Genomic DNA, 11288 nt, shown 5'->3' with positions numbered 1-11288 from the left:
TACTTAGAATGCGTAATTCAGGCTGAGGCGGAAAGATCTCGCCTCGATCGGGTGGAAGTGGATGTCCGCCCGGGCCTCGGCTTCGCCGCCCAGCCGCGATTGGTAGAAGTAGTCAATGGCCGATACCTGGCGGTTGGCGAGGTTGAAGCCTTCCAGCTCCAGCGTGGCGCGTGCGGCCAGCTTGTAGGCCAGGCGGCCGTTGACGGTGGCGCTGGCCTTCGAGCGGACGGAGTTGTCTTCCACCAGCGGGCGCGGGCCGAACCAGCGCAGGCGCAGGGAGCCGGACCAGGGCCCTGGCGGGGTGAGCGTGGCGGCCAGTTGCGCCACGCCCTCTACCGCGCCGGGGATGCGCTCGCCCTCCGGCGCCGCCTGGCGGAAGCGGCCGCGCGCAAACGCCAGGTCGGCATCAAGCGACAGCCATTTGAACGGCTTGTAGTAGTTGGAGAACTCGATGCCGTGGCGGCGGCTCGGGCGGCCCGCTTCGGTGCTGCCGGCGTCGCCGAGGTAGATCAGTTCCGAGTCGAAGTCCAGGCGATACAGGGCCAGCGCCGTTTGCAGGCCCTTGACTGCTTCGCAGCGCAGGCCGAATTCGAGGCCGCGCGAACGGGCCAGGGGCGTGGCCGGATCCTGCGCCTGCGTCACCCCGCGCGCATCGTTGCTATGGAAGCCGCGGCCGGCGTTCAGGTAGAACTCGGTGCGTTCCCATGGCCCGAAGGCCAGGCTGATGCCCGGGCTCGCCAACGTATCGCCGGCGCGCGCCTGGCCGACGGCAAAGCGGTAGCGCTCCAGCCGCACGCCGGCTTCGCCGCGCAGCCATGGCGTGACCCGCAGGCGCTGCTGCAGGTAGAGCGCGGCGCTGGTTTCGACGATATGGTCGGCGCGGACGGTCGCCAGCACCTGGCGCGCCTGCGTATGCTGCAAGGCATTGAAGATATTGTCGTTCTGCGCCTGCAGGCCCAGCGTGGTGCTCCACGCCATATCGTCCATATGCTCATGCCAGCTATGGCTCACGTCGAAACCGCTGGTCACGCGGCGGTCTGGCTGGGCGAACTGGTCGCCATGCACCGGATCGTCCAGGAAATAGGTGAAGTTGGAAAACAGCTCGAGCCGGTTGTTGATGATGTAGGCGTTGGCGCGCGTACTGTGCTTGTCGTCGCTGCGCGCCCAGGCGGCGGACAGGCTGAAGCGGCGCGCCTGGCCGCCGTCCGTCAGGTCGATCCCGTCGAAGCGGCCCAGCAAGCCACGGTCCACCGCACGCTGCGGGATCTGGTCTGTGGCGTTCCATGCGCCGCGGTAGGCCATGGCGGTGAGGGTGTAGCCGTTGTTGGCGAAGCCTTCGCTGTAGCGCAGCACTGCGTTCAGCTTGCGGTAGTCGTCGCCGCGTGCCCATGGGCCGTCGTTGTGCACGGCTTCTACTGCGTACAGCAGCGATCCCTGGTCGCCGGATTCACGCGAGCCCGCCAGGAGGGCGCGGCCGTAGCCGTTCTGGCCCGCGCTGGCGCTGGCCTGGGCCTGCGGCAGGCGGCTCGCGTAATTGATCGCCGTGGCGCCGGCGGAAGAAAAGTCGCCGGTGCTGGCGTTGTAGGGGCCTTTGCTGTAGTCGAGCCGTGCCACCAGTTCGGGAATGATGAAATTCAAGTCGGTCCAACCCTGGCCGTGCGCATGGCTGCGCTGGTTGACCGGCATGCCGTCCAGCGTGGTGCGCAGGTCGGTGCCATGATCGAGGTTGAAGCCGCGCAGGTAGAACTGGTTGGCCTTGCCTTCGCCGCTATGCTGGCTGGCCACCAGCCCAGGCGTTGCCTCCAGCAATTCGCCCGGACGGTAAATGGTGCGCGTTTCGAGCTGGCGCTGCGACACGCTGCCCATGCCGGCCGAATCTGCCACGCCAAGCTGGCTGGCGCGCGCGCCTTCGACCAGCACGCGCTGCATGAAGGGATCGTCGGCGTGGGCGGCTGCCGGCGCAAGCAGCCAGGCCAGCGCGAGGGCTGGCACCGGCAGCCGCTCAGGGAAGCGGCTGTTCACGACGATCGCGGTGGAAGACGAGGGAAGCGGCCGGGCGGCCAGGGCCGCTGATGTTGACGTTGTTGACTTGCTGCGGCAGGAAATCCGTCAGCACGCCATTCTGCAGGACGGCGCCCGGCGGCAAGGCGGTCTTTTCAATTTCCTGGAATACGTTGATGCTGTCGACATTGGCTTGCATGCCGACCCACTGCAGCGCCGCCGGCTTGCCGTTGACGCTGATGCGGAACTGCTTTTCAAGGTAGCGACGGAACACGGCCTGATCCTCCTCCAACCCAAGGTCGAACTGGCGCTGGTACAGGTTCATCAGCAGCGCCTCCACATCATGCGCCGTGTAAGTGTGAACCACTTCCGTGCTGCCTGTACGTGGGTTGAAGCTGATCTCGGTCAGACCCACGTGAAAATTATGGGCTTGGGCCGCGGCGCTGCACCAGAGCAGCGCCGCCGCGAGGATGGCCTTGAAACGCATCATTCCTTTTTGGCGCCTTCCTTGTCGCCTTCGGCATCCTGCTTCTTCAGCGGCGTGTTGAAGTCCTTCATCATGTTTTCCGGCTGATGCGACTTGAACAGCTCCAGGCGGGAAGGCGTCACCTTGCGCGGCCAGGCATTGTTCGACTGGTCGATATCGGCGGTCTCCCAGTACGGGTCATGCACCAGCGACACCAGCGGCTCGTCGGTTACGATGACCTTGGTGATCTTCTTCGGTGAATAACGCCATACTTCGGCGGGAATACGCTCGATGGTCTTCTTGCCCGACTTCAGCTCGAGCTGCAGGATCAACGGGGTCACCAGGCCACCGAGGTTCGAGAAGTCCACCAGGTACAGGTGCTTGCCCTGGGCCAGCAGGTCCTTTTCCCATTGTTCCAGGTCTTTGGCCTGCTCTGCGTACTTGTTGCGGTCGGCGTTGGTGACGGTGTAGTCGTCGTGCTCGTTGTAGAAATCCTTCAGCGCCGGCTGCTCGTCCACCTTGCGCGGCATGCCCTTGTTGCGCTGGTCGATGATGGAGACCGGCTCCGCATCGTGCTGCGCCTTCTTCCAGGCCTTTTCGGTTTCCGGATTCTTCGTGCTTACGCCGTACTCGCTGATGCCGTCGATCGACACGTCCACTGCATCGGTGGTGTAGAACCAGCCGCGCCAGAACCAGTCAAGGTCGGTGCCCGACGCGTCTTCCATGGTGCGGAAGAAGTCGGCCGGGGTCGGGCGCTTGAACTTCCAGCGGCGCGCGTATTCGCGGAAGGCGTAGTCGAACAGCTCGCGGCCCAGCACCGTCTCGCGCAGGATGTTCAGGGCAGCGGCGGGCTTGGCGTAGGCGTTGTTGCCGAACTGGAGCAGCGACTCCGAGTTGGTCATGATCGGCACCTGGTTTTTCGAGCGCATGTAGTCGACGATGAAGCGCGGGTCGCCGCGGCCGGCCGGATAGTTGTCTTCCCACGCTTCCTGGGCCAGCGACTGGACGAAGGTGTTCAGGCCTTCATCCATCCAGGTCCACTGGCGCTCGTCGCTGTTGACGATCATCGGGAAGTAGTTGTGGCCAACCTCGTGGATCACCACGCCGATCAGGCCATACTTGGCGCGCTTGGTATAGGTGATCTCGCCGGTCTTCTTGTCCTTCACCGGACGCGGGCCGTTGAAGGAGATCATCGGATACTCCATGCCGCCCACCGGGCCATTGACGGAAATCGCGGTCGGGTACGGGTAATCCAGGCTGTACTTGTTGTACTGTTCGATGGTGTGGATGATGGCGGCGGTCGAATACTTCTCCCACAGCGGATTGCCTTCCTTCGGATAATAGGACATGGCCATCAGGTTGCTGCCATCCTTCTTGTAGCCCTGTGCATCCCAGATGAACTTGCGCGACGAAGCCCAGGCGAAATCGCGCACGTTCTTCGCTTTGAAGTGCCAGGTCTTGGTTCCCTTGGCCTGGTTCTTCTCGGCCTGTTCGGCTTCGGCCTGGGTCACGATGACGACCGGGGTCTTGCTGGTGCGGGCTTTTGCCAGGCGGTCGCGCTGGGCCGCAGTCAGAACCTCGCCGGGATTCTGCAATTCGCCGGTGGAAGCCACGATATGGTCGGCCGGCACGGTGATCTGCACGTCGTAGTCGCCGAACTCCAGCGTGAATTCGCCGGAGCCCAGGAACTGCTTGTGCTGCCAGCCGTACACGTCATAGTAGGCGGCCATGCGCGGGAACCACTGCGCGATTTCGAACAGGGCGTTCTTGTCCTCTGCGAAGTACTCGTAGCCGGAGCGGCCGCCAAGGACTTTCTGCTCATTGATCTTGTAGGTCCAGTCGATGGAGAAGCTGAACTTCTCGCCCGGCTTCAGCGGCTGCTGCAACTCGATGCGCATCATGGTGCGGTTGATGGTGGTCTTCAGCGGCGCACCGCCGGAACCCTTGACGGAACCGATCTTGAAACCGCCATCGAAATCGCGGCCGGCCAGGATATTGCGCAGGCCTTCATACTTCATGCCTTCTTCATCGCTCTTTGCCCGGCCCCAGGCCTCGCGCGAAGGCGCGGTCATGCTCATGCGGGCATCGGAATCCGGCTTATAGATATTCTGGTCAAGCTGGAGCCACAGATAGTGCAGGGTATCCGGTGAATTGTTGTGGTAAGTGACCTGGCCGCTGCCCGTAATGGCGCGGTTGGCCTCATCCAGGGTGGCACGGATCGTGTAGTCCGCGCGCTGCTGCCAGTAGGCATGGCCGGGAGCGCCGGAAGCGGTGCGGTACTGGTTGGCCGAAGGCAGCAGCTCATCGAGCTGACGGAACTTGTCATCGAATGGTTCGGCAGCGAAGGCCGTCGCCGTCAGGCAAAGTGCGGCAAGACCGAATTGAAAGCGTTTCATCGAATCCCCAAGCTTGTTGTCATAAATGCCGGGCTATTCTAGAGAGCTTTGTCCTGCGACACTTCGTTTATTTGTAAAAAACCTGAAACATCTGTGGTTTCATCTTTTACTTCAAGCGGTATTTCAGTTCTTCGCCGGCCTGGCGCATCGCGGCTTTGGTGCCGGGGACGTTGCTCAGCACGTTCAGCAGGCCGAAGTCGTGGATCATGCCGTTGTAGCGGACTGTGGCGGTTTCGACACCGGCGGCAGCGAGCTTTTTGCCATACGCTTCGCCTTCGTCGCGCAAGACGTCGAATTCGGCGGTCTGGATCAGCGTTGGCGGCAGGCCTTTCAATTGCTCGGTCGTGGCCTGCAAGGGCGCGGCGTAGATTTCCTTGCGTTTGGCCAGGTCGGTGGTGTAATTGTCCCAGAACCATTTCATTGCATTGCGGGTCAGGAAGTGGCCCTCGGCGAACTGCTTGTAGGAGGCGTTGTCGAAATCGGCATCGGTGACCGGCCACAACAGGACCTGGGCGCGCAGTTTCGGCTGGCCCTGGTCTTTCGCCATCAGCGCCACTACCGCTGCCATATTGCCGCCGACGCTATTGCCGGCCACGGCGAGGCGGGTGCCGTCGACATTGATTTCCTTGCCATTTTTCGCGACCCATTTGGTGGCGCCATAGGCTTGCTGGATTGCCACGCCATAGCCGGCTTCCGGCGAAGGGGTGTAGTCAACGAAGACGGCCGCGGCGCCGGAGTGTACTACCAGGTCGCGCACCAACCGTTCGTGGGTGGGGAAGTCGCCCAGGACCCAGCCGCCGCCGTGGAAGAACATGAAGACCGGCAGGGTGCCCTTGGCGCCGGCCGGGCGCACGATGTGCAGCTTGATCTTTTCGCCATCGACATCGATCACCTTGTCGGACACGTCGGCGGCAGGCAATCTGGCGCCTTGCTGGGCGCCGACCAGTACCTGGCGTGCATCGGCAGGGCTTAGCGATTCCAGCGGCTTGCCACCTTCCAGCGCTTTCAGGAATTGCGCGGTTTGCGGTTCAACGCCCGGCTGGCTGGCGGCGATGGCGGCACCGGCGAGGAGGGTGAGGGCGGAAGCGGCGATAACGGTTTTCATGGCAAATTTCCTTTAGTTGACGATCAAATAGTGCACTACTTAATTGGTTTTAAAAAATGCCCACACTCGCGACACCAAGGTGGGCATCTGTCTGTTACGCATTGTTCATCAGGCTGGTGCGCAGGACCGACAGCTCGCGCTGCAAACGAATCACTTGCTCCAGGTCGCAGCCGCTGGCGCCCAGCACGCAAGCCGGCAGCTTGGCACCCTCGTTGCGCAGCTCGCTGCCATGCGCAGTGAGGGCAATGATCACCTGGCGCTCGTCTTGCGGGCAGCGGGTGCGGGTGATCAGTTCGGCCTGCTCCATGCGCTTGAGCAGCGGCGTCAGCGTGGCCGAGTCGAGAAACAGGCGGTCACCCAGAGCCGATACCGTTTGCTCGTCCTGTTCCCACAACACCATCATCACCAGGTATTGCGAGTAGGTGAGGCCCAGCTTGCGCAGCAGCTTGCGGTACAGCTTGTTCATCGCCAGGGAAGTCGAGTACAAGGCGAAGCACAGTTGCTGGTCCAGCTTGGGAACCTGCTCGAGGTCAAATGATTTCGTATCCATGTCCGGCAGTATAGATAGTGCACGATCTAATTGCAAGCAAATTTTTCCGTTGACCTTGCCTGATGAGGGATCTTTGACTATCGTTAAAGTGCCCGTAACCTGCGCTGGGCAAAGGGGATGACAATGAATCAAATGAATCACTATCATTCAGGCGCCTACCCAGTGCCCGACCAGCGAGGCCCGGAACCCGTGCTTTTCCTGGTTGAACTGGACCCGCAGCGCGTCGTTGATGGTGTGCGCTACGACGAAAACTACCTGGCCGATGACGTGCTGGCCTGCGGCACCATGCGCGAGACCTGCCCGATTTGCGAAGAGGGCCACCTGCAACTGGTCCTGCGCCAGAAGAACGTGCGGGTGGCGCACCTGTTCTGCATCGAATGCACCCGTTGTTTCGGCGCTTTCCTGCCCGATGGCTCGCCGGCCCTCGCCGACTGAACATTCCCTGCGTGATGTTCCCGTGCGGTATCATGCCGCAATGAAGAAGCCAAAGACCAAGCCGCTGCTGCTGATCGTTGACGGATCGGCCGACCACCTGCAACAGCTCAGCCACCTGCTGGAAGACAGGTATGCCGTGCGCCTGGTCGAGGATGGCGACAACGCGCTTGCCTCGGCGGAGCTGTTGCCGCGCCCCGACCTGATCCTGGTCGATGTGGTGCGCGATGGCTTTGCGGTTTGCCAACGCCTGCGCGGCAATCCTGACACCGCCGGCATCCCGCTGATCGCCATGATCGAGCGCGGCCAGCCGGACCTGGAGCAAAGCGCCCTGGCCGAAGGGGCTTCCGACGTGGTGGCGCGCCCGCTGGTGCCGGAGCTGCTGCGTGCGCGCATCGCCACCCACCTGCAGTTGCGCGAGGCGCGCGCCAAGGTGCAGCACCAGCGCAACCGGCTCAATGAACTGGGCCAGATCGCCGATGCCGCTGCCTGGGCCATCGCCAGCCTGGCCGAATGGCGCGACGAGGAAGACCCTTCGCACCTGCGCCGCATCCAGCACATCGTGCTGGCGCTGGCGCGCCAGTTGCAGGGCAACCCGCGGTTTGCCGATGAACTGGTGGAAGCCCATATCCCGCTGCTGTTCAAGGCAGCCCCGCTGCACGATATCGGCAAGGTGCGCATTCCCGATGCGATCCTGCTCAAGCCGGGCCGCCTGACGCCGGAAGAATTCGAGATCATGAAGCTGCACACGGTTCATGGCCGCGATGCCATCGCCGGGGTGGAGCGCGAGCTGGGCTTCTCCAACGCCTTCCTGCGCTTCGCGCGCGAGATCACTTACAGCCACCAGGAGCGCTACGATGGCTCCGGCTATCCGCAAGGCCTGGCTGGCGATGCGATTCCGGTAGCGGCGCGCCTGGTCGCGGTGGCCGATGTGTATGATGCGCTGGTGTCCGAACGCGTGTACCGTCCGGCCTTTACCCACGAGACTGCCATCGAACTGATCCGCCAGGGCAGCGGCGAGCAATTCGACCCGGATGTGGTCGATGCGCTGCTGGCCGCCGAGGAACAGGTCAGGGAAATTGCGCTGCGCTACCAGGATGCGACAGGGTAACAACGGCTGACCGTTTCCCTGGCGCATGAGGGATTTCACTATGCTATAGTCGTCTCCATAGTCCCGTCGGAGCAAGCATGCGCATACACGGATACCTGGCCTTTATTGTCGGTATTTGCGTTACCGTGTGGGTCTGCATGTTCGTGATGAATGTGCAGGACCGCCAGACCAATGAAGCCTTCCAGCGCGACACGCAAAAAATTGCGCGCGACACCCAGCTTCGCTTGCAAACCTACTTCGACATGCTGCTTAGCATTAAGGGCGTGTTCGCGGTGAAGGATGATGTCTCGCGCGTGGAATTCAGCCGCTATGTGCGCGAGCTGGACCTCAAGCGCCGCTATCCCGGCTTCCAGGCCATCCAGTTCGTGCGGCGCGTGCCATCCAGCCAACTGGATGCCTATGCGGCACGCATTCGTGCTGATGACAGCCTGCAAAGCGGCGGCTATCCCGACTACAAGGTGCATCCGGCTTCGGTGCGGCAGGAGCACTTCCTGATCGAATACAACGAGCCGATGCGGGGCAATGAAAACGCCTTCGGCCTCGACCTGGCCGCACTGCCCCCGCATTACAAGGCCCTGCAGCTGGGCAAGGCCACCGGCCGCGTGGTGGCCACCGAACGCATCACCCTGGTGCAGGACGCCAGCGGCCAGCCCGGCTTCGTTGCGCGCGCACCGATCTACCGCCGTGGCGCCTCGCTGTTGACGGAGCAGGAGCGCGACGCAGCGCTGGTGGGCTTTGTCGCCATCGTTTTCCGTGTCAACGACCTGATGTCGGAAACGATCGACAGTCCGATGCTGCAGCACCTTTATGTCAGCATCAACGATGCGGGCTACATCAACGACGGCGGCAAGATGCCGGCCACGGTCGACAACCTGATGTTCAACAGCTTTGGCAAGCTTGGTTCGGGCGAGCGCATGCCGGCGCTGCCTGGCCTGACCAGCAGCATCCCGCTCGATGTCGGCGAGCGGCGCTGGATCATGAAATTCGAAGGCCATGCGAGCGAGCGTTATAGCCGCGACTTGAGGCTGATCACGGTGATCGGCCTGGCCGGCTTTATCATCAGCGCCCTGATCGGCGCGCAGATCATGACATTGCAGCGGCGCCGCGCGCTGGCGCAAAAGCTGCGCGTCACGGCCGACGAATTGCGTGCGCTGCAGGATAGCGCCATTGTCGGCATCGGCTTGTTCGCCAACGGCCTGATCGTGCGCTGCAACCGCGGGCTGGAAGAGATGATGGGTTACCAGCCGGGCCAGCTGGCGGGCCGTTCCTGCAATATGCTGACGGGCGGGCTGAGCGATCCCTTTGCCTGCGTGGCCGATGGCACGCCGATGCACTTCGAGCTGGAGCTGACCAGCTCCAGCGGCCGGCGCCTGTGGTGCATGGTGAACGGACGCATGCTGGACGAGAATGAGCCGCGCAAAGGATGCGTCTGGGTCATTATCGATATCACGGAGCGCAAGCAGGCCGAGGCAGCGCTGGTCGACACCAAGCATGGCCTGGAGCGCAGCCTGAATGAACTGGCGCTGCAAAAGTCTAACGTGGAAATGGCGCACAAGGATCTGTCGGCCGTGCTGCTGACGTTGAAACAGGCGCAGGCCAACCTGATCACGTCCGAGAAAATGGCATCGCTGGGCGCGCTGGTAGCAGGCATTGCGCACGAACTGAATACGCCGATCGGCAACAGCCTGCTGACCGCGACGGCCTTGAGCGATATGTGCAAGGAGTTTGAGCGCCAGCTCTCCGAGGGCGGCATCAAGCGCTCGGCCCTCGATACGCATCTGAAGGATGCGCGCATGGCGTGCTCGATCATCACCAACTCCCTGACGCGGGCGGCTGACCTGATCCACTCCTTCAAGCAGGTGGCGGTCGACCAGACCTCCGACAAACGGCGTTCGTTCAACCTGCATGGCGTGGTGCACGACACGCTGGCGACTTATTCCGCCCAGCTGCGCCGTGCCAACTGCGAAGTGAAGGTGTGGATGCCGGAGACGCTCAACTTCATGTCCTACCCCGGCAGCGTAGGCCAGGTGCTGAGCAACCTGATCCAGAACGCCATCATGCATGGCTTCGAGGGACGGGAGGCCGGGCATATCACCATCAGCGCCGTTGAGATGGACGAGGATAATGTCGAACTGCGCTTTGCCGATGACGGCAATGGCATGAGTGCACGCACGCTGCGCCAGGTGTACGATCCCTTCTTCACCACCAAGATGGGGCAGGGCGGGTCAGGGCTCGGCATGAACATCGTCTACAACCTCGTTACCGGCGTCTTGCGCGGCACCATCCACGTAGAATCCGAGCTTGGAAAAGGCACGACCGTGATCATGACCTTGCCGCGCCAGGTTCCCGCGAGGGAGGAACTGGCGGAAACCGACCTGCTTCACGCGCAGTAGTCAGGCAAGGCCGGTGCTTGCGCCGCCATGCGGCGAATGGCAAACAGCCCGGCGATATCAATGGCTGCATGAATGATCATCGCGGCCAGTAGCCCGGCATGCTGCGCAATGAAGCCGAACAAAATGCTCACAACGAAGATGCTTGCTGCCTGCATCAGCACCCGGCCATTCAGCTGGTTGAATTTGTAAGCCTTGGTGTGCGCGAGCACGAAGATGGCGGACGTGAGCCATATGCCAAGCAAGGGCTGCAACGCGCCGCGGAACAGCAGCTCCTCCCCAAAACCTGCAGCCACTGCAATCCAGAGCGGATTCCAGCCGCTCAAGTCCAGGCGGCTGTAGCTCTCGGCGGTGGACCTGTTGGTCTTGCGTCCTGCAGCAAACTTGAACCCGATGACGCTGGCGATCCAATACAGCAGGCCGACCGCCACGCCGATGCCAGCTTGCTGCAGCAGCGGCAGGCTGCCCAGCAGCCTGGATAAATAGGGCTTGTCGTGCAGCAGCGTGATGATGGCGATAGCAATTGCCGACAGGATGGCGCAGGTGCGAAGCTGCCGGCCGAGCGTGTATTTGGTGTCTGGATTCTGCGGCATGAAGTCAGGGGCGCAAGTCTTCAAGGATTTTCAATGCAGCACGCTCCGCTTCGGCCTCGGCGGCATGCTGGTCCAAAAAGGTCAGGTCCGCCGAAACGCGGCGCTTTGGACAGATATGGGTCATGTGCATCGGGTTCGCGGAAGGGGCGAAGATGGAGACGTAGGCGCCCCATTGCTTCGTTCCTTCAAGCAGTTCACCGGTGTACTCAATTTCGTAGCCATCAACGCTTTTGGCAGGCATCGT

At 62.4% G+C, this 11288-nt stretch carries 10 protein-coding genes; 3 read left to right on the top strand and 7 right to left on the bottom strand.

The window, feature by feature from the left end:
- Positions 1–3 precede the first annotated feature (3 nt).
- The 5 genes from ACN9MZ_RS24615 to ACN9MZ_RS24595 form a co-directional block, all read right to left on the bottom strand.
- A complete protein-coding gene (locus ACN9MZ_RS24615) occupies positions 4–2022 on the bottom strand; it encodes a TonB-dependent receptor (protein WP_426339468.1) in 2019 nt (672 codons plus the stop codon).
- Positions 2003–2491 (bottom strand): DUF6702 family protein, encoded by a 489-nt coding sequence (locus ACN9MZ_RS24610; protein ID WP_426339467.1) that lies wholly within the window; start codon positions 2489–2491, stop codon positions 2003–2005. The genes ACN9MZ_RS24615 and ACN9MZ_RS24610 overlap by 20 nt, the downstream gene beginning before the upstream one ends.
- A complete protein-coding gene (locus tag ACN9MZ_RS24605) occupies positions 2488–4863 on the bottom strand; it encodes a M1 family aminopeptidase (RefSeq protein ID WP_426339466.1) in 2376 nt (791 codons plus the stop codon). Before ACN9MZ_RS24605 ends, ACN9MZ_RS24610 begins: the two co-directional genes overlap by 4 nt.
- A gap of 106 nt (positions 4864–4969) precedes the next feature.
- Positions 4970–5968: an alpha/beta hydrolase fold domain-containing protein gene (locus ACN9MZ_RS24600; RefSeq protein WP_426339465.1), complete on the bottom strand. Its 999-nt coding sequence runs from the start codon at positions 5966–5968 to the stop codon at positions 4970–4972.
- Positions 5969–6062: 94 nt separating this feature from the next.
- Complete coding sequence (locus tag ACN9MZ_RS24595) at positions 6063–6518, bottom strand: MarR family winged helix-turn-helix transcriptional regulator (RefSeq protein ID WP_426339464.1); 456 nt, start codon at positions 6516–6518, stop codon at positions 6063–6065.
- Positions 6519–6641: 123 nt separating this feature from the next.
- Here ACN9MZ_RS24595 and ACN9MZ_RS24590 point away from each other — a divergent pair, with 123 nt between their 5' ends.
- The 3 genes from ACN9MZ_RS24590 to ACN9MZ_RS24580 all read left to right on the top strand — a co-directional run bounded on the left by ACN9MZ_RS24590 (position 6642) and on the right by ACN9MZ_RS24580 (position 10454).
- Positions 6642–6953, top strand: coding sequence for a hypothetical protein (locus ACN9MZ_RS24590; protein ID WP_426164285.1), 312 nt, complete (start codon positions 6642–6644; stop codon positions 6951–6953).
- 40 nt (positions 6954–6993) lie between these two features.
- Complete coding sequence (locus ACN9MZ_RS24585; RefSeq protein ID WP_426339463.1) at positions 6994–8061, top strand: HD-GYP domain-containing protein; 1068 nt, start codon at positions 6994–6996, stop codon at positions 8059–8061.
- A gap of 77 nt (positions 8062–8138) precedes the next feature.
- Positions 8139–10454 carry a CHASE domain-containing protein gene (locus ACN9MZ_RS24580; RefSeq protein ID WP_426339462.1) on the top strand — a complete coding sequence of 772 codons (2316 nt, stop codon included), beginning with the start codon at positions 8139–8141 and terminating at the stop codon, positions 10452–10454.
- Here the strand turns inward: ACN9MZ_RS24580 and ACN9MZ_RS24575 are convergent.
- Together ACN9MZ_RS24575 and ACN9MZ_RS24570 are read right to left on the bottom strand one after the other, a co-directional pair.
- Positions 10442–11068 carry a CPBP family intramembrane glutamic endopeptidase gene (locus ACN9MZ_RS24575; protein ID WP_426339461.1) on the bottom strand — a complete coding sequence of 209 codons (627 nt, stop codon included), beginning with the start codon at positions 11066–11068 and terminating at the stop codon, positions 10442–10444. The two genes, ACN9MZ_RS24580 and ACN9MZ_RS24575, sit on opposite strands and share 13 nt — an antisense overlap.
- Entirely contained in the window at positions 11049–11285 is a 237-nt protein-coding gene (locus ACN9MZ_RS24570) for a hypothetical protein (protein ID WP_426339460.1), read from the bottom strand. Before ACN9MZ_RS24570 ends, ACN9MZ_RS24575 begins: the two co-directional genes overlap by 20 nt.
- Positions 11286–11288: the final 3 nt, after the last annotated feature.

This window comes from Pseudoduganella sp. S-14, from assembly GCF_049913285.1.
Taxonomy (GTDB): Bacteria; Pseudomonadota; Gammaproteobacteria; order Burkholderiales; family Burkholderiaceae_D; genus Rugamonas.
Note: the sequence above shows the minus strand (reverse complement) of the source record. Positions and strands in the feature narration are given on the sequence as shown.